Genomic DNA, 18,243 nt, shown 5'->3' with positions numbered 1-18,243 from the left:
AAGTCGGCAGCGTGAACGTGCGCGAAGTGCCCGGCTATCGGCTCGAACTGACGCCGTTCGGCGGCGTGAAGGATTCGGGGCTCGGCTACAAGGAGGGCGTGCAGGAAGCGATGAAGAGCTTCACGAACGTGAAGACGTATTCGCTGCCGTGGTGAACGCGGCGGGGAAGGGCGCGGCGCGCCCTCCCGTCGCCGGCGGCGTTACTGATAGAAGTTGAGCGTGACCATCGCCGAACGGCCCGGCGCCCACGTCGCGTAGATCGGATACGCGCTCGCGTAATACTTCTTGTCGAACAGGTTCTGCACGTTCAGTTGAACGTCCATCGTCTTGTTCACGCGCCACGTCGCGGCCGCGTCGAAGCGTGCATAGCCGGGCGTCCACTTCTTCACGGTCGGCGATACCGATGCATAGGTCTTGCTCATCACCGTCGCACCCGCGCCGAGCGTGAGCTTCGGCATCACGTCGTAGCTGGTCCACAGCGTGAAGTTGTGCTTTGGCACCATCACCATCGGCAGGCCCGATGCGCCCGGGCTGCCGGGGCCCGCGTCGGTCGTGATCGCGTTCAGGTACGAATAGCCGCCGAACACGTGCCACTTCTGCGTCAGGTTGCCCGCGAAGCCGAATTCGAAACCGCGCACGCGCTGCTTGCCCGCGTTGACCGTGTGACCGAGGCCGTCGCTGACGCGCGCGTTGGTCTTTTCGGTCTGGAACAGCGCGGACGTCAGCGACAGCTGATCCTGCAGCACGTCCCACTTCGCACCGATCTCGATGTTGCGCGCGCGTTCGGGCGCGAGATCCTGGTTGGTCGCGGTGATCTGGTCGGTGCCGCCGCCGAGGCCGCCGTTCGAGCCCGGCGGGTTCGACGACGTGCCGTACGACGCGTACAGGCTCACGTTGGTCATCGGCTTGAACACGAGGCCGAACTGGTAGCTGAACAGGTTCGACGTGTTCGACAGGTCGGCGACGCCGGCCTGCTTGCCGGTCGTGTCGTAGCGGTCGAAGCGCAGCCCCGTGTTGAACTGCCAGCGCTCGGACAGCTTCACCGTGTCGAAGATGTACGCGGAGACCGTATCGGTGCGCGTGTTCGTCGTCGCGCCGGGGAAGCCCTTGTCGCCGTTCAGTACGATGCTGCCGGTCCACGGCATGTTCGGGTTCCAGCCGCCGGCGAGCGGCGTGCAGTTGCCGACCACCGCGCACGGGCTGTTCGAGCGGATGTTGTTGCCGGCCGAATCCGACACGAGATAGCCCTCGTAACGTGCCTGCTCGTGGCTGAACTCGACGCCGGCCGTCATCGTATGCTTCATCCCGAACAGGCTCGCGCTGCCCGTCACTTCGGTCTGGTTCGAGAAACCGTTCAGCGCGTACTTGCCGCTCTTCGCCTGCAGCCCGAGCATGTTCGGGTTCGACGCGAGGATCTGCGGATTCGTCGCCACGTAATCGAGCGTCGAGCGGCCGAACATCGTCGTGTTCTTCAGCTTCCACGTGTCATTGAGCTTGTGCTCGACGCGAATTTCGCCGGTATCGGTCTGCCCGTAACGGTAGTCGCGCGTGTTGAGCCCGAAGAACTGCCCGCGATCGGTCGGCACCGGCGTGCCGCCCGATGCGCGGAACGGCACGCTGAAGTCCGGCATGTCGTAGGAGTTCATGTGGTAGTAGCTGACCGTGACCGTGGTCGGCGTGTTCAGCCCGAACACGATCGACGGCGCGACGCCCCAGCGCTTGTTGTACACGTCGTTGCGGCCGGCCTGGTTCGCGTCGTGGCCCATCACGTTCAGGCGCACGGCCGTCGTGTCGTTGATCTTGCGGTTCGCGTCGACCGTCGCGCGCTTGTAGCCGTCGGTGCCGAAGCCGATGCTGCTGTTGATGAAGTTGTCGTTCTGCGGCGTCTTCGTGACGATGTCGATGCTGCCGCCCACCGAGCCGCGGCCCGCGTAGACCGAATCGGGGCCCTTGATCACGCTGATCTGCTCGACCGCGAACGTCTCGCGGTTCTGCAGGCCGGAGTCGCGCATGCCGTCGACGAAGATCGAGTTGCGCGATTCGAAGCCGCGGATCACCGGACGGTCGGCCGACGGGTTCGCCGCCGCATCGCCGCCGAGGAACGTGATGCCCGGCACCGAGCGCAGCGCGTCCGCGAAGGACGTGACGTTCTTCTCCTTGATCAACTGCTCGGGGATCACCGTGACCGAGCGCGGCGTATCGAGCAGCGGCGCGGTGAACTTGTACGACGGCGAGCGTTTCACCTGCATGTCCGACAGCGCGGACGACTGCACGGCAATCGTCGGCAGCGTCGCCGGGACGTCGGCGGCAGGAGCGGAAGCGGGAGCGGTTTCGGCGGAGGCGAGCAGCGGCGTCAGGAACACGGAGCAGGTCAGTGCCGATACGAGGGTGCGAGGCCTCGTCTTGAACTGGGCGGGCATATCGGGAAGCAGCGGAAGGTTCGGTGATCGGACGCGTTTTTCTCGATGCCAGCGGGGCGTGCCCGAAACATCGGAAAACGTCAATGTAAATGCGTATGATTCGCGTTTTCGGTCGCAATTCTACGGATTAGTGTCAAATCTGTAAACGATTGAATGGTTTTTGTACTCATTCAGTCGGGCGTTCGTGGGGGCGCGATCGCCTTTGCGTCGCGTGCAACACCGCTTTCCATGACAGGGCCGCCGCGCGGCGGCGGCGACTCGCTACACTGCCGTACCGGTTGAGGGGCCCCGGCAGTCAGGCCCCCAGGCAAGGAGACAGGACACGATGGACACCCCACGCGCAGCAGTCGTCACATACCGCGGCAATGCGATCGAGAACACGTACGTCGCCCATGTGGCGGTCGTCGATGCACGCGGCAGGCTGCTGTCCCGGTTCGGCGATCCGTTCCGGATCACGCTCGCGCGGTCGGCGGCCAAGCCGGCCCAGGCGCTGTCGGTGATCGAGACGGGCGCGCCGGAACGCTTCGGCTTCGACGACGCGGACATCGCGCTCATGTGCGCGTCGCACAGCAGCGAGGACCGTCACATCGCGCGCACGCGCGCGATGCTCGAGAAGGTCGCCGCGCACGAAGCGGATTTGCGCTGCGGCGGCCATCCGCCGCTGTCCGACGCGGTGTACCGGTCGTGGATCAAGCGCGACTACACGCCGACCGGCGTGTGCAGCAACTGTTCCGGCAAGCATGTCGGGATGCTGGCCGGCGCGCAGGCGATCGGCGCGGCGATCGCCGATTACCATCTGCCCGACCATCCGATGCAGGTGCGCGTGAAGCACGTGGTGGCCGATGCGTGCGGCTTGCGCGACGACGAGGTCGACTGGGCGATCGATGGCTGCAACCTGCCGACGCCGGCGTTCTCGCTGGATCGCCTCGCGCGCCTTTATGCGTCGCTGGCCGACGGTGCGGACGCGGTGGAAGCCGGCGGCGCGGTTACCGATCGCGTTCGCGCGCTGGCGCGCATTCATCGTTCGATGACCGCGTATCCGGAACTGGTGGCGGGCGAAGGGCGCTATTGCACGGTGCTGATGAACGCATTCGGCGGGCAGGTGGTCGGCAAGCTCGGCGCGGATGCATGCTACGGGATCGGCGTGCGTGCGTCGGAACGCACGCGGGAACTCGGTGCGGACGGCGCGCTCGGCATTTCGGTGAAGATCGAGGACGGCAATCTCGACGTGCTGTATATGGTCGTCAGCGAAATCCTCGAGCGGCTGCGGATCGGCACCGCCGAGCAGCGCGCGCAACTGGCCGGCTTCCACCGGCCGCGGATGCTCAACACGCAGGGCGTCGAGTTCGGGCACGCGACGTTCCCGTTCGAATTGCAGGCGGCCTGAACGCCGTTACCGAGCCGATGCCGCCGGCCTGTGATCCGGGCCGCGCGTCGGCGCGCACTATGCGCGTAGGTCGCGAATCTTCGCCAGCTCCCGCTCCGACAGCTCGCCGATCTGCGCGAGATGTTCCGCGAGAAAATCCTTCAGCACGCGCAGCTTCGCCGAGCTGCGCCGGTTCGCCAGATACGCGATGTAGATGAATTCGCCGGTCAGCCTGTTCTGCAGCCGGTAGCGCGGCAGCACGGCTTCGAGCTGGCCGCTCGCGAGCAGGTCGCGCACCAGCCAGATCTCGAATTCCGCGATGCCGAGCCCCGCGCAGGTCGCATCCAGCAGCAATTCCGAATGGTCGGTGACGAGATTGCCGGCCGGCAGCACGCTGTGGTGCGCGTCGCCGCTCACGAGATCCCAGCGCGGATCGCCTTCCGGGTGCACGTAGCGCAGGCAGTTGTGATGCTTGAGGTCGTCCGGCGTCGCCGGCCGCCCGCAGCGGTCGAGGTAGCCGGGCGTCGCGCACAGGATGCTGTCGTTGCGCGACAACCGGTGGACGACGAGGTTATCCAGGTAGTTCTCGCCTTCGTGGATGTCGAGGTCGAAGCCGCCGGCCACGAGGTCGTTGTGGTTGTCGGTGAGCCGCACGTCGAGCTGGATGGTCGGATAGCGCGCCAGGAACGGCGCGATCAGCGGCGCCAGATGACGCCGCCCGAACGCGACCGGCGCGGTGAGCTTCAGCGGGCCGCTCGGCCGCGCATTCAGCTCGGCGACGACGCGCAGCGTGTCGTCGAGATCGGCGATCAGCGTGACCGCGCGCTCCAGGTAGATGTGGCCGGCCTCGGTGAGCGTCACGCTGTGCGTCGAGCGGTGCAGCAGCGCGACGCCGAGCGCTTCCTCGATCGCCGTCACCTTGCGCGCGACGGTCGACGTCGACACGTGCATCTCCTTCGCGACCGCCGAAAAACTCCCCGTTTCGACCACGCGCACGAACGCGCGCATCGCGCCCAGGTGATCGATGCCGGTTTCCCTCGCGCCTGTTTTCATTCGATTCTCGCTGTTGCGTCCCACGCAAAACCGCTTTCGATAATACAGAAGCGAGGTTGTTTTTGCAAAGGCATAGAATGCGAACCCGTCGCGTCGGGAAGCGGCGCACGACGAGCGGCACGAGACATTCAGGAGGGCACGATGGCAGAAAACGGCTTCCGCGTCGAAGCGGATCTTTTAGGGAAACGAAGTATTCCGGATGCCGCCTACTACGGCGTCCACACGCTGCGCGCGAAAGAGAATTTCGACATTTCGGGCCGCACCATTGCGTCGCTGCCGTACCTCGTGATGGCGCTCGCGGCCGTGAAGGAAGCGGCGGCCGATGCCAACTGCGAACTCGGGCTGCTGCCGCGGCCGTACCGCGATGCGATCGCCGCCGCGTGCGTCGAGATCCGCGAAGGGCGGCTGCACGACCAGTTCGTCGTCGACGTGATCCAGGGCGGCGCCGGCACGTCGACCAACATGAACGCGAACGAGGTGATCTGCAACCGCGCGCTCGAAATCATGGGGCACGCGCGCGGGCAGTACGAATACCTGCATCCGAACGAACACGTCAATCTCGCGCAGAGCACCAACGACGTCTATCCGACCGCGATCCGGATCGCGACGTGCTTCGCGGTCGAGCATCTGCTCGAAGCGATGGCGCGGCTGCGCGATGCGTTCGCGGAGCGCGCCGACGCGTTCGCCGGCTTGCTGAAGCTCGGCCGCACGCAGTTGCAGGACGCGGTGCCGATGACGCTCGGCCAGGAGTTCTCGACCTACGCGGTGATGCTGACGGAGGACATCGCGCGGCTGCAGGAGGCCGGCTGGCTGATTCGCGAGATCAACCTCGGCGCGACCGCGATCGGCACGGGCATCACCGCGCATCCGGAGTACGCGGAGAAGGCGCTGGCCGCGCTGCGGCGCATCACCGGGCTCGACCTGAGCACCGCGCCGAACCTGATCGAGGCGACGCAGGATTGCGGCGCGTTCGTCCAGGTGTCGGGCGTGCTCAAGCGGATCGCCGTCAAGCTGTCGAAGATCTGCAACGACCTGCGGCTGCTGTCGAGCGGCCCGCGCGCGGGCTTCGGCGAGATCAACCTGCCGCCGGTGCAGGCCGGTTCGTCGATCATGCCCGGCAAGGTGAATCCGGTGATCCCGGAAGTCGTCAACCAGGTCGCGTTCGAGGTGTTCGGCAACGACCTGACCATCACCTTCGCGGCCGAGGCCGGCCAGCTTCAGCTCAACGCGTTCGAACCGGTGATCGCGAGCGCGCTGTTCCGCAGCTTCAGCCACCTGACGGCCGCCTGCACGACGCTCGCGCAGCGCTGCGTGAGCGGCATCACCGCGAACCCCGAGCGGCTGCGCGAAACGATGGAGCGCTCGGTCGCGCTCGCGACCGCGCTGAATCCGTACATCGGCTACAAGCGCGCGACCGCCGTGGCCGCCGAAGCGCATGCGACCGGCAAATCGATCCGCGAGGTCGTGCTGGCCCGCGAGCTGATGACCGCTGCGCAACTCGACGAAGCGCTGCAACCGGAAGCGCTGATCCGGCCGCGGGCGCGCTGACGCCGGCCGGTTCGCGACCGTACCGAAAGCGCCCCCCGAAGCGGGGCGCGACACATCAACAAACGACGGAGACTCACGATGAAACACACCAGCGAACGCCCGGCCGGCCCGGCCGGCGGCGCGGATGCCGCTCATGCCGATCCCGATGCGATGTTCGCGTCGCACGAAGCCGGCTATGCGAAGCAGTTGAAGCCGCGGCACGTGCAGATGATCGCGATGGGCGGTGCGATCGGCACCGGCCTCTTTCTCGGCGCGGGCGGGCGCCTGCAAAGCGCGGGGCCCGCGCTCGCGCTCGTCTATCTCGTGTGCGGCGTGTTCGCGTTCCTGATCATGCGTGCGCTCGGCGAGCTGGTGATGCACCGGCCGACCAGCGGCAGCTTCGTGTCGTACGCACGGGAGTTCATGGGCGAGCGGGCGTCGTTCGTCGCGGGCTGGATGTACTACCTGAACTGGGCGACGACCGGCATCGTCGACATCACCGCGGTCGCGATCTACATGAAGTACTGGGCCGTCTTCACCGACGTGCCGCAATGGGTGTTCGCGCTCGGCGCGCTCGGCATCGTGTCGGTGATGAACATGATCGGCGTGAAGGTGTTCGGCGAGATGGAGTTCTGGTTCTCGCTCGTCAAGGTCGGCACGCTCGCGGTGTTTCTCGCGGTCGGCGCGGTGTTTCTCGCGAGCGGCCATCCGGTGGCGGGGCAGATGCCGGGGCTGCATGTCATCGCGGATCACGGCGGGATCTTCCCGCACGGGATCCTGCCGGCCGTGCTGATCGTGCAGGGTGTCGTGTTCGCATACGCGAGCATCGAGCTCGTCGGCGTCGCCGCGGGCGAGACGGCCGATGCGCGCAAGGTGCTGCCGAAGGCGATCAACAGCGTGATGTGGCGCATCGCGCTGTTCTATGTCGGCTCGGTCGTGCTGCTGACGATGCTGCTGCCGTGGACCGCGTACAGCGCGCACGAAAGCCCGTTCGTCACGTTCTTCAGCAAGCTCGGCGTGCCGTACGTCGGCACGGTGATGAACGTCGTGGTGCTGACGGCCGCGCTGTCGAGCCTGAATTCCGGCCTCTATTCGACGGGCCGCGTGCTGCGCTCGCTCGCGATGGGCGGCTCGGCGCCGCGTTTCGTGTCGCGGATGAACGCGCGCGGCGTGCCGTACGGCGGGATCCTGATCACGGTGGCGATCAACGCGATCGGCGTGCCGCTGAACTACATCGTGCCGGCCCAGGCGTTCGAGATCGTGCTGAACATGGCGTCGCTCGGGATCATCACGACGTGGGGCTTCATCGTGATGTGCCAGATCCTGTTCCGCCGCGCGGTCGATCGCGGCGAGATGAAGGCCGTGTCGTTCCGGATGCCGGGCGCGCCGTTCACGTCGTGGCTCACGCTCGCTTTCCTCGTCGGCGTGCTGGTGCTGATGGCGTTCGACTATCCGGGCGGCACGTGGACCATCGCGACGATTCCCGTCGTCGTGCTCGCGCTGGTGATCGGCTGGAAGCTGGCGAAACGTGGCGCCGAGCGCGAGCGGGCGGCGGCGATGCCGGCATCCGTGCGTGCCGTTGCGGATCCTGCGCGGAACGCGTGACGCGCGCGTGACGTCATGCACCGGGGCGCCGGTCCGTTCGCGGGCGGGCGCCCCGGTGCGTCGGGTTCGAGTCAGTTCAACCCGGTGCGCGCGCCGACCCATCGGCCGAAATCGCCGGCCATCTCCGCGGTCAGCTCGTGCCCGGCCGCATACAGCCCCGTGTCGTGCGCGACGCCGAGCGCCGCGAGTGTCGCGTCGGCCTTGTCCGCCCACGAGACGGGCAGCTTGTCGTCGAAGCGGCCATGCATGATCAGCGCGTGAAGCGGGCGCAGCGCGTCGCGCGGCCCGATCAGCGGATCGATTTCCGGCAGGATGCGCCCGCACAGCACGGCGAACGCACTCACATCGCCCGGCGACGTGAGGCCGACGCTCGCGCTCATGATGCCGCCCTGGCTGAAGCCGGCGATCACGGTCGGCAAAGCCGGTGCCGCGCCATCCTGCTTGCGCAATGCATGCAGCAGCGTGATCAGTTGCACGCGGCTCTCGTCCGCGCGCGCCGCATCGATTTCAGGGCCGTTCGGGCCGAAACGCACCGGAAACCACGCATGCTGACTGGGCCCGAACGTGAGCGGGCCGCGCAGGAACGCGATTTCGATGCGCGGATCGATCACGTCGGCCACGTTCAGCAGGTTGGTTTCGTTGCCGCCGACGCCGTGCAGCAGCAACAGGCGCGCGGCGGGGCGGCCAGCGGCCGGGCGCAGCCGGTACTGCAGGCCGGAATCGGGATCGGCGGTCAGCGGCAGGGCGTCGGTCATCGCGTGGGTCCGGAAAGAGGTCGATGCGACAGTCTAGAGCGGGCGGATCGGCAGGGGAATCGCCGGGGCGGGATTGATTGTTTCCTGAGCGGAATGAATCGGGGCACCGTTCGTTGCGGGAACGGATCGCGATGTCACGCGGCCAGGCATGGCCGGACGGCCCGGATATACGCCGACGACAGGCCAAGTGGACGACTCGTCATTCTCACGTACAGTTGATAAAATAGATACATTCTGTAGATACGTGAGGATGGAGCGATGGATACTGCAAAGCTCTTCAAGCATGGCGGCTCGCAGGCTGTCCGGCTACCGAAGGATTTCCGCTTCGATACGGCCGAGGTTCGCATCCGCCGCCACGGGGCGGCCGTCATTCTCGAGCCGATGCCGCAAGACTGGGCTTGGCTGGCACCGCTGATCGGTCCGGTGGACGCCGATTTCGAGGCTGCAGCGACCACACAGCCGTCCGCTCAGGAGCGCTCGGGCCTGGACGTGTTCGAATGAAATTCCTGCTGGATACCAACGCGGTGATCGCCATTCTCAAAGGCGAGCCGGCGATACTGGCCCGTTTGCATGCCTGGCACCCGGCCGATTTCGGGATTCCCGCGATCGTCGCGCACGAGCTTTACTACGGCGCGTACAAGAGCCAGCGAGCGGCTGCGAACGTCGCGCGTGTCGACGCGTTGCAGTTCGAGGTCGTATCGTTCGACACCGAGGATGCACAGCATGCGGGTGAAATTCGCGCGCACCTGATCGCGGCCGGCACGCCGATTGGTCCATACGACGCGTTGATCGCAGGGCAGGCGCGCGCACGACAACTGGTGCTGGTCACGCACAACGTCCGCGAATTCGAGCGCGTTCCGCGGCTGCAATTCGAAGACTGGCTCGCCGAACCGAACGCAGACTGAACGGCAGGTCATGCAAGATCGACATTAACGAACCTGCCCGACAAACCCCGCGTCGAGCATAAAAAGATGCCAGGAAAAACGATTCGCCGATAATACGCAAACGTTTTGCCGGCATTCAATAGAACGGATTTTGCGGAGCATGAATAAAACAATGAATATCCGCTATTCGTGCGATTCGTCGAACGCCGCATCCATACGGGGCATGGCGGCGGAAAGTTAACGGCAAGCCGACCAAAAACTTTAGGCTTTTCACCGCGCAATTATTCATTTCATTTTTCTCAATGACCGATTGATTTTCGGTCATCGGACAGTCATACACCATCCCCGATAATTCGGCGCTCATATTCTTTCAATAGACCAGAGGGCGATCGAACCCGGATCGCTGCGGGGAGCTGTACTCATGACCATCCGTCATCGCATTACGCTGCTAGTCGTCCTGACGTTCTTCGCGCTGTCCGCGATCGGCGCTTATGCCGTGTACCAGACGCGCAAGAGCGCATCCGAGGTGCGTCAGGTCACCCAGGGAATCGTGCCGAGCGCGCTCGCGTCGGCGGATCTCGTCGCCGATGTGAAGAACATCCAGATCGCGACGATGACGCTCGTCTACGCGCCCGACGCGAACACCGCCGCCCAGGCGCGCGACGAGCTGAAGGCGAAGCAGGCCGCGCTGCGCGCCGCACTCGACGCGCAGGCGAAATCGGCGGTCGGGCAGGCGCAGCAAGGCCTCGTCACGCAGGCGAAGGACAGCGCGGTGAACTACTTCGCGGCGATCGACGACACCGTGAAGATGAAGACGGACGGCAAGGCCGAGATGGCGCAGGCCTACCTGTTCGCGAACGTCGCGCAGTATCGCGATGAGCTCGAAAGCATCGTCGACACGCTGCGCGTCGAGAAGAACCGCCAGAAGGACGACGCGATCGGCGCGCTGAACGGGATGCTCGCGACCACGGCGACCGCGATCGCGGGCGTCGCCGGCACGGTGATCGTGCTGCTGACCGCGCTCGGCTTCGTGCTGTATCGCCAGATCACGCGCCCGTTGATCGGGATGCAGACGGCGATGAGCGAGATCGCGACGAGCCAGGATTTCACGCGCCGCGTGCCGGTGGGCCGGATGGACGAAATCGGCCACTCGATCGTCGCGTTCAACGGGATGATCGAGAAGATCCAGGAGAACGCCGCGCAACTGAAGCAGAAGACGGCCGACATCCAGGCGATGCTGCAGAACATGCAGCAGGGCATCCTGACCGTCGTCGAAGGCGGCGTCGTGCATGCGGAGTATTCGGCGTACCTCGAAACCATCTTCGAGACGAACGACATCGCCGGCCGCGACCTGATGGCGCTCGTGTTCGACGATTCGGCGATCGGCGCCGACGCGCGCTCGCAGGTCGACGCGGCCGTGCACGCATGCCTTGGCGAAGACAGCATGAACTTCGCGTTCAACGAGCACCTGCTCGTCAACGAGGTCGCGAAGCGGATGCCGGACGGCCGCGAGAAGTGGCTCGACCTGAGCTGGTCGGCGATCACCGACGAGACCGACACGGTCGTGCGCCTGATGCTGTGCGTGCGCGACGTGACCGAGATCCGCGAGCTGACCGCGCAGGCCGGCGAGCAGCAGCGCCGCCTGGAGATGATCGGCGAGATCCTGTCGATCAGCCAGGACAAGTTCCACGACTTCGTGCACAGCGCGAAGGGCTTCCTCAGCGAGAACGAGCGGATGATCCGCCAGCACGAGCGCGCCGATCACTCGATCGTCGCCGCGCTGTTCCGCAACATGCACACGATCAAGGGCAATGCGCGCACGTACAGCCTGCAGCATCTGACGAACATCGTCCACGAAGCGGAGCAGGCGTACGAATCGCTGCGCCGCGCGGACAGCGGCCCCGAGTGGAACCGCGACGCGCTGATGGAGGATCTGGCGCGCGTACGTGAAGCCGTCGACCACTACGCGACGATCAACGCGGTCACGCTCGGCCGCAGCGGCGAGCCGGCGCAGCATGGCGCGGACTACCTGATGGTCGAGCGCGCGCACATCAGCGAGAGCCTGCGCGTGCTCGACGGCGCCGATCCGGCGAACGCGTCCGACTGGCACGCGGCGCGCGATGCGGTGCGGCGCATGCTGAGCCAGCTCGGCACGCAAGGGATCGGCGACGCGCTCGGCGGCGTGATCGAGTCGCTGCCGTCGCTTGCGGCCGAGCTCGGCAAGCCGGCGCCCGTCGTACATATCGACAGTCACGGCCAGCGCGTGCGCAGCGAGATCGTCGCGACGCTGAAGAACGTGTTCATGCACCTGCTGCGCAATGCGATCGACCACGGGATCGAATCGTCCGACGAGCGGCGCGCGGCCGGCAAGGCGGCGTCCGGCACGATCGACATCGCGGTCGGCGTGGGCGGCGGCGAGCTGTGGTTCGTGCTCGGCGACGACGGCCGCGGCCTCGCGCTCGACCGGATTCGCGGCATCGCGCGCGAGCGCGGCTGGATCGATGCCGACAGCGAAGTGGCGCTGTCCGACGAGGAGGTCGCCGAGCTGATCTTCCGGCCGGGCTTCTCGACCGCGCAGACGGTGACCGAAGTATCGGGGCGCGGCGTCGGCATGGACGCGGTGCGCAATTTCCTGAAGCGCGACGGCGGCGATATCGCGCTGCGCTTCACCGACGATCGCGTCGGCGCGCCGTATCGCGCGTTCGAGACGATCGTGTCGCTGCCGGCGCGCTTCGCGGCGGACGGTGCCGCGCACGCGCAGCGGGCGCGCATCGCGGATATCGGCGCAGCGGAGTGACGGCGTGATCGAGCAGGCGTGGATGATTCAGGTGGCCGCCGCGCTGGCGGGCGGCGTGGTCGTCGCGGTGGCGGCGGCGGTCGTGTTGCGCGTGACGCGCAGGCGGCTCGTCGCGGCGCTCACGCGCGAGGCCGATGCGTTGCGCGACGCGCTCGATGCAGCCGGCGCACGCGCCGATGAAGCGGCGTCGGCGCATGCGGACGCCGCCGACGCATGGGCGCAACGCGAGGCGCAACTGGCGGAGGCGCTGATGCGCGAGACCGCCGCGAACGGCGCGCAGCGCGACGCGTTGCAGGCGCTGTCGGCCGACCGCGCGGCGCTCGCGCAGCACGCGCTGAAGATCGCCGACGAAGCCGCGCGCCTGCGCGGGCTCGCCGGCACGTTCGAGCGCTGGCACGAGCAGATGATCTCGCTGACCACGCAGAACCAGGACATGCGCACGAAGAACCAGGAACTGTCCGCGATCGTCGCGCACGTATCGATCGTGTCGCTGAACGCGTCGATCGAGGCCGCGCGCGCGGGCACGGCCGGGCGCGGCTTCTCGATCGTCGCGAGCGAGGTGCGCGGGCTGGCCGCGCGCTCGCAGCAACTGTCGAACAGCTATCGCGACAGCCTGAACCGCAACGATCTCGTGACGGCCGCGACGTTCCAGGACATCCAGGCCGGCGGCAAGATGATCACGGCCGCGCTCGCGACCGTCGAGACGCTGGCCGGGCAACTGCACGCGCGAATCGAAGGGGAAGCCGCGTGATCAGTGCGCAGGCGAGGGCCGGTTTCGAACGGATCTTTTTCGATGCCGCGCGCACGCGGCTCGCGGCCGGCGGCGCGTGCGAGATCCGGCCGGCCGCCGGTCACGACCCCGACGCGCCCGATCGCGTGCTCGCGAAATCGCGATCGAAGCCGAAGGTGCCCGAACACGTGGCCGTGCTGACGATCTCGGCGCTGCATTTCCGCCTGCTGCTCGCGCTGCGCTTCAGCGACGACGACGCGACGCGCCGCCATTTCGCCGGCACGGCTGCGGGCACGAGCAGCCAGCGGCCGTTGACCGAAGCGTTCATGGAGGTCGCGAACCTGTGTTGCGGCGCGATCAACCAGGCGCTGACCGCGCCGTTTCCCGATCTCGGGATGTCGACGCCTTACCTGCTGAGCGGCGCGAGCATCGACTACATGCGTGCGCTCGCGCCCGATTACGTGGCTGCGTACGACCTGACGCTCGACGGCGACGTGCGGGTCGGCGCGACGCTGTGCGTGTGCGCGAACGCGCCGGTCGATTTCCATGTGCCGGAAACGGCCACGGTGGAAACCGGCGGCGAGCTCGAACTGTTCTGACCGACCATCAGGAACCCGTGAGATGACCGAAGACCAACCCGTCAGCAAGGTGCTCGTGCTCGACGACAGCCGCGTGCACGCCGACGCGATCAAGCGTTTCTGCGACGAGCACAACCTGGTCGGCCTGACCGTGCGGCGCAGCCGGCTGCTGAAGGTGCTGCGCTCGAACATCGATCTCGGCGCGATCCTGCTGGCCGAGGATTACGGCGGCTCGCCTGCCGAGAGCGCGATCATCGCGACGCAGATCGACGCGCTGCGGCCCGAGCTGCCGATCATCCTGCGCCGCGAATCGCTCGCGTCGCGCGACGGGCTGCCGGACGCGCTGGCGCGCGTCGCATGCGCGGCCTACGTCGCCGACGACATGACGCCGCTCGAGCGCGCGATCGACGAATACCTGTTCGGCCGCGACTACCCGAACGCGCTGGTGCGCGGCATCTCGGAGATCACCGAGGCGCGCCTCGACAGCCTGTTCCCGGGCATGACGATCGAGCACGACACGCCGTGCATCGTGCGCGACCAGATCATCTTCGGCGAGGTGTTCAGCCTGATCGCGCTCGAAAGCGCGTGGTGCCGCGGCTACATGCTGCTGCAGACGAGCGAGCAGCCGCTGCTCGACATGCTCGGCGGCACGCGCGACGGCGGCCGCGCGCCGGATTTCCGCGACGTGAACAGCGTGCTCGGCGAGCTGACCAACCTCGTGTGGGGCGCGTTCAAGAACCGCTATCTCGGCGACGCCGAGGCGCTGGCGCGCCATCCGGTGCAGGTGCCGCTCGTCGTCAATCACAAGCAGAAGTTCATCTCGTTCGGCGGCGACTGCCCGCAGCTCTGTTTCAAGTACCGGATGACCGATCCGGCATCGGGGCGTTCGGTCCGTCTCGACCAGCGTTTCGTGTTCAGCCTCAGCTGGTCGCCGGAAGATTTCCGCGAATCGGTGCAGGACGTCGGGCCGATGGTCGAATCGGGCGAACTCGAACTGTTTTGAAGTCAGCAACAACGAAAGGGGAATACGACATGGCAAAGATTCTGGTGGTCGACGATTCGGGCACGGTGCGCGACGAAGTGGCCGGCTTCCTGCGCAATCACGGGCTCGACGTCGCGACGGCCGTCGACGGCAAGGACGGGCTCGCGAAGCTCAAGGCGACGCCCGGCGTGCGCCTCGTGATCAGCGACGTGAACATGCCGAACATGGACGGCCTGACGATGGTCGAGAAGATTCGCGGCGAACTGGCGAACACGGCGGTCAACGTCGTGATGCTGACGACCGAAAGCAGCCCGGCGATGAAGGAGCGCGGCAAGGCCGCCGGCGTGAAGGGCTGGATCGTGAAGCCGTTCAAGGGCGATGCGGTGCTCGACGCGCTGAAGAAGCTCGCGGGCTGACGCGCGAGCGGCCCGGCGCGGGCTTGCGTACGCAATTTACAGCGTGCCGGGATGTCCGTATCCTGCCGGATGCCGAGGGCGGCGTGGCGGCGCATCATGCGCCGCATGCCCGGCATTGACGAACATCAGGAGCGGAACGAAGCAGATGGCAACTGAAATCGGGCGACCCGCTGCGCAGCACATCGAGTGGCGGATCGCGAAGGGCATCGTTTTTACCATCGTGGGCACGTGCATGCTGATCGGCACTGCGTTGTACGCGCAGTCGACACGCGAATTCCTGCGAACGTCGGTCGTCGTGCCAGGGCGCGTGGTCAAGCTGAACGCAGGTCCGCATCATCCGGAGATCACGTTCACGACGCTCGCGGGTGAGCAGGTCGACTATGCGCAAGGCGGCGAAGTCAGCGTCGAGGACGGCGCGACGGTCGAAGTGCGCTATGCGCCGGACGCGCCGAGGACGACCGCGCGGATGAACACGTTCGGCGCGATCTGGGGCACCGTGCTGACCATCGGCGCGATGGGTATGGTTTTTTTCGCCGTCGGCGTCGGTCAGGTGTGGTCGGGCGTGCGTGCCTCGCGTAGCCGGAGACACCCCCCGGTGCGCTGACGCGAAAGCCTGAAAAGCCTGAAACCCGCGTTATCGGGCAGCGGTCGTCGCGCTCGCCGCCGTCGCGAATTCGTCGACGACCGCTTCGATCACCGCCTGCACGCGCGCGGTCTTGTAGAGATCGGTGTGGGCGACGAGCCACACGTCGAAATGATTGCATCGCTGCGGCATGAGGCGCACCAGTTCCGGCTCGGTGTCGGCGCGGAAGCACGGCAGCTCCGCGATGCCGAGCCCCGCGAGCGTGGCCTCCACCAGCATCATCGTCGACGACGTCTGGAACATCACGCGGCCGCGCGAAGTCGGTTCGCCGCACAGCGCGTCCCACATCGTCGGCACCACCGGTTGCTGGTACATCACCAGATCATGCCCGTCGAACGCGCTGCCGGCGACCGGCTCGCCGCGTTCGGCCAGGTAGCGGCGCGATGCGTAGATGCCCGTTTCGAGATGACCGAGCCGCCTGACGATCAGGTCCGGCGATTCCGGCCGCAACGTGCGAATCGCGAGATCCGCCTCGCGGCGCGTGAGGTTGGTGATTTGCGCCGACGTCACGCATACCACGTCGATGCCGGCATGCTTGCGCCGCACGCGGGCGATCGCCGGAACGACGAAGCGCTTGCCGAGCGTGTCGGTCGTGGCGATGCGCACCGACCCGGCCAGTTGCTCGTCGAGCCCCATTACCCGGCGCTCGATCGTCAGCGATGCGCGTTCCATCGTTTCGGCCGGTTCGAGCAGCGCTTCGCCCGCGGTCGTCAGCACATAGAGGGTCGGTGTGCGGAGAAACAGCCGGGCCGACAGTTCGTCCTCGAGCGCGGCGATCCGGCGCCCGACCGTCGCCTGGTCGACGTTCAGCTGTGCCGCGGCGCCGCGCAGCGTGCCGGTGCGCGCCAGCGCGAGGAAGAAGCGGGCGTTGTCCCAGTTCATGCGGATCGATTGTGTCATCGGGCTGGTGGCGACGGGCGGGAATCGGTGATGCAGATCTGCATCAGGCAAATGCGAAATTATCACTTTTCCGCATCGCGCGGCCGGTCCTAGACTCCCGGCATCTGCCTGGAGGTGTCATGTCCGACTGCCATTCCGTTTCCGTCCCCGCACTCGTCTCGGTGGCGACACCGAACCACCCGACGGCGCGCGAGCAGCGCCTGACGCTGGCGCTCGTCGCGGTCGGCATGTTCATGGCGGTGCTCGATTCGACGATCGTCAACGTGGCGCTGCCGGCGATGCGCACGAGCCTCGGCGCGACGGTCGCGGAACTCGCGTGGATCGTCGACGCGTACACGCTCAGCTTCGCCGCGCTGATCCTCGCGGGCGGCGCGCTGTCCGACCGGTTCGGCGCGAAGCACGTGTATCTGGCCGGGCTGGCGCTGTTCGTCGCCGCGTCGGCGGCGTGCGGGGGCGCGTCGTCGGTGGCGATCCTCGTGGTCGCCCGTTTCGGGCAGGGCATGGGCGCCGCGCTCTTCCTGCCCGCGTCGCTCGCGATCGTGCGCAGCACCTTCGACGTGCCGGCCGAGCGCGCGCGGGCGATCGCGGTGTGGGCCGGCATCGCGTCGGTCGCGGTCGCCGTGGGGCCGGTACTCGGCGGAATCCTGGTCGACGATTTCGGTTGGCGCAGCGCGTTCCTGATCAACGTGCCCACCGGCGCGGTCGCCTTTGCCGGCGCGGCGGCGCTCGTTCGGGCGTCGGCCGCGCGGGACGTGCGCCCGTTCGACTGGGCGGGCCAGTGCGTCGGCGCGACGGCGCTCGGTGCGCTGTGTTTCGCGGTGATCGAACTGCCGACGCGCGGCGTCGGCGCCACGGAGGTCCGGTGCGCGCTGCTGGTCGCCGCGCTCGCCGCCGCGGTGCTGGTCGTCATCGAGCGGCGTACCCGCCATCCGATGGTGCCGCTCGCGTGGTTTCGCAATCGCGTCTTCGTCGCGATGAACCTGATGGGCAGCCTCGTCTATGTCGGCTACTTCGGGCTGCTGTTCGTGCTGAGCCTGTACCTGCACGGGCGCTTCGGCATGAGTGCGCGGCAGACGGGGCTGACGCTGTTGCCGTTCGCGCTGAGCCTGTCGCTCGGCAATCTGCTGTCGGGAAAACTGCACGGCCGGGTGCGTCCGGTCAGGCTGATGGCAAACGGCCTCGCGATGGCGGCGCTGGCCGTTCCGGCGATCGCGCTTGCGCTCGCGCTGCGTGCGCCGTGGCCGGTGGTCTGGACGGCCATGGTCGCATTCGGCACCGGAACCGCGCTGTCGGTGGCGCCGATGATCGCGACGGTGCTCGAACAGGTGCCTGCCGACGCGGCGGGCGTGGCATCCGGGTTCCTCAACGCGGCGCGGCAGGCCGGCAGCCTGCTCGGCGTGGCCGTCGCAGGCGCCGCGACGATCCTGTTGCCGGATCCGGCCGATGCGCTGTGGGCGGTCGCGGCGCTCGGATGCGTCGCCTATGCGATGGCCGCGCTGGCGGCGAGGACGGCAGGCCGCGTGGAAGCCGCGCAGCCGCAGCCGCGCCGTTGACGCACGAGCGGCAAAGGTGTGGCGTAGTGGCCGG

Annotated in this window: 18 protein-coding genes; 13 read left to right on the top strand and 5 right to left on the bottom strand. The window is 67.2% G+C overall.

Annotated elements, in window-relative coordinates; genetic code table 11:
* Nucleotides 1-155: aldehyde dehydrogenase family protein (locus tag H0X91_RS22485; protein ID WP_134319733.1), on the top strand; the 155-nt coding region annotated here is incomplete at its 5' end.
* A 45-nt stretch (nt 156-200) separates the two neighbouring features.
* Here the strand turns inward: H0X91_RS22485 and H0X91_RS22480 are convergent.
* On the bottom strand, nt 201-2,420 hold the full coding sequence (locus H0X91_RS22480) for a TonB-dependent receptor (RefSeq protein ID WP_062910523.1): 2,220 nt from the start codon (nt 2,418-2,420) through the stop codon (nt 201-203).
* A gap of 325 nt (nt 2,421-2,745) precedes the next feature.
* Here H0X91_RS22480 and H0X91_RS22475 point away from each other — a divergent pair, with 325 nt between their 5' ends.
* The gene (locus tag H0X91_RS22475; protein WP_006495109.1) at nt 2,746-3,807 is read left to right on the top strand and encodes an asparaginase; all 1,062 of its coding nucleotides are present in this window, start codon (nt 2,746-2,748) and stop codon (nt 3,805-3,807) included.
* 57 nt (nt 3,808-3,864) lie between these two features.
* Here the strand turns inward: H0X91_RS22475 and H0X91_RS22470 are convergent, their stop codons facing one another.
* Nucleotides 3,865-4,839: a LysR family transcriptional regulator gene (locus tag H0X91_RS22470; protein WP_034202506.1), complete on the bottom strand. Its 975-nt coding sequence runs from the start codon at nt 4,837-4,839 to the stop codon at nt 3,865-3,867.
* Nucleotides 4,840-4,980: 141 nt separating this feature from the next.
* Here H0X91_RS22470 and aspA point away from each other — a divergent pair, with 141 nt between their 5' ends.
* Together aspA and H0X91_RS22460 are read left to right on the top strand one after the other, a co-directional pair.
* Nucleotides 4,981-6,387 (top strand): aspartate ammonia-lyase, encoded by a 1,407-nt coding sequence (gene aspA, locus H0X91_RS22465; RefSeq protein ID WP_006491136.1) that lies wholly within the window; start codon nt 4,981-4,983, stop codon nt 6,385-6,387.
* Between the two features lie 78 nt (nt 6,388-6,465).
* A complete protein-coding gene (locus H0X91_RS22460; protein ID WP_006491141.1) occupies nt 6,466-7,971 on the top strand; it encodes an amino acid permease in 1,506 nt (501 codons plus the stop codon).
* Between the two features lie 71 nt (nt 7,972-8,042).
* Here H0X91_RS22460 and H0X91_RS22455 read toward each other — a convergent pair whose 3' ends face one another.
* Entirely contained in the window at nt 8,043-8,726 is a 684-nt protein-coding gene (locus H0X91_RS22455) for an alpha/beta hydrolase (RefSeq protein WP_196433355.1), read from the bottom strand.
* 258 nt (nt 8,727-8,984) lie between these two features.
* Here H0X91_RS22455 and H0X91_RS22450 point away from each other — a divergent pair, with 258 nt between their 5' ends.
* Together H0X91_RS22450 and H0X91_RS22445 are read left to right on the top strand one after the other, a co-directional pair.
* Nucleotides 8,985-9,227 (top strand): antitoxin, encoded by a 243-nt coding sequence (locus H0X91_RS22450; protein ID WP_006491146.1) that lies wholly within the window; start codon nt 8,985-8,987, stop codon nt 9,225-9,227.
* Nucleotides 9,224-9,631: a type II toxin-antitoxin system VapC family toxin gene (locus H0X91_RS22445; protein ID WP_058902965.1), complete on the top strand. Its 408-nt coding sequence runs from the start codon at nt 9,224-9,226 to the stop codon at nt 9,629-9,631. Before H0X91_RS22450 ends, H0X91_RS22445 begins: the two co-directional genes overlap by 4 nt.
* A 115-nt stretch (nt 9,632-9,746) precedes the next feature.
* On the opposite strand, the gene H0X91_RS22440 is transcribed toward H0X91_RS22445, so the two are convergent.
* Nucleotides 9,747-9,974 carry a hypothetical protein gene (locus tag H0X91_RS22440; protein ID WP_077021721.1) on the bottom strand — a complete coding sequence of 76 codons (228 nt, stop codon included), beginning with the start codon at nt 9,972-9,974 and terminating at the stop codon, nt 9,747-9,749.
* 57 nt (nt 9,975-10,031) lie between these two features.
* Between H0X91_RS22440 and H0X91_RS22435 the strand changes: the two genes are divergently transcribed.
* From H0X91_RS22435 to H0X91_RS22410, 6 genes are all read left to right on the top strand, one after another.
* Complete coding sequence (locus H0X91_RS22435) at nt 10,032-12,407, top strand: MCP four helix bundle domain-containing protein (protein WP_062910522.1); 2,376 nt, start codon at nt 10,032-10,034, stop codon at nt 12,405-12,407.
* 22 nt (nt 12,408-12,429) lie between these two features.
* Entirely contained in the window at nt 12,430-13,158 is a 729-nt protein-coding gene (locus H0X91_RS35260; protein ID WP_058903588.1) for a methyl-accepting chemotaxis protein, read from the top strand.
* Nucleotides 13,155-13,736 (top strand): hypothetical protein, encoded by a 582-nt coding sequence (locus H0X91_RS22425; RefSeq protein ID WP_058902967.1) that lies wholly within the window; start codon nt 13,155-13,157, stop codon nt 13,734-13,736. Before H0X91_RS35260 ends, H0X91_RS22425 begins: the two co-directional genes overlap by 4 nt.
* A 22-nt stretch (nt 13,737-13,758) precedes the next feature.
* On the top strand, nt 13,759-14,718 hold the full coding sequence (locus H0X91_RS22420; protein WP_048989105.1) for a chemotaxis protein CheX: 960 nt from the start codon (nt 13,759-13,761) through the stop codon (nt 14,716-14,718).
* A 29-nt stretch (nt 14,719-14,747) separates the two neighbouring features.
* Nucleotides 14,748-15,113, top strand: a complete 366-nt coding sequence (locus tag H0X91_RS22415; protein ID WP_006486240.1) for a response regulator — start codon at nt 14,748-14,750, stop codon at nt 15,111-15,113.
* 145 nt (nt 15,114-15,258) lie between these two features.
* Nucleotides 15,259-15,717 carry a DUF3592 domain-containing protein gene (locus tag H0X91_RS22410; RefSeq protein WP_034202500.1) on the top strand — a complete coding sequence of 153 codons (459 nt, stop codon included), beginning with the start codon at nt 15,259-15,261 and terminating at the stop codon, nt 15,715-15,717.
* A 30-nt stretch (nt 15,718-15,747) separates the two neighbouring features.
* Here the strand turns inward: H0X91_RS22410 and H0X91_RS22405 are convergent, their stop codons facing one another.
* Nucleotides 15,748-16,638, bottom strand: a complete 891-nt coding sequence (locus H0X91_RS22405) for a LysR family transcriptional regulator (protein ID WP_006491368.1) — start codon at nt 16,636-16,638, stop codon at nt 15,748-15,750.
* A 137-nt stretch (nt 16,639-16,775) separates the two neighbouring features.
* Here H0X91_RS22405 and H0X91_RS22400 point away from each other — a divergent pair, with 137 nt between their 5' ends.
* A complete protein-coding gene (locus tag H0X91_RS22400) occupies nt 16,776-18,209 on the top strand; it encodes an MFS transporter (RefSeq protein WP_196433354.1) in 1,434 nt (477 codons plus the stop codon).
* Nucleotides 18,210-18,243: the final 34 nt, after the last annotated feature.

The sequence above is a fragment of the Burkholderia sp. 9777_1386 genome, assembly GCF_015712265.1.
Classification (GTDB): Bacteria; Pseudomonadota; Gammaproteobacteria; order Burkholderiales; family Burkholderiaceae; genus Burkholderia; species Burkholderia cenocepacia.
Note: the sequence above shows the minus strand (reverse complement) of the source record. Positions and strands in the feature narration are given on the sequence as shown.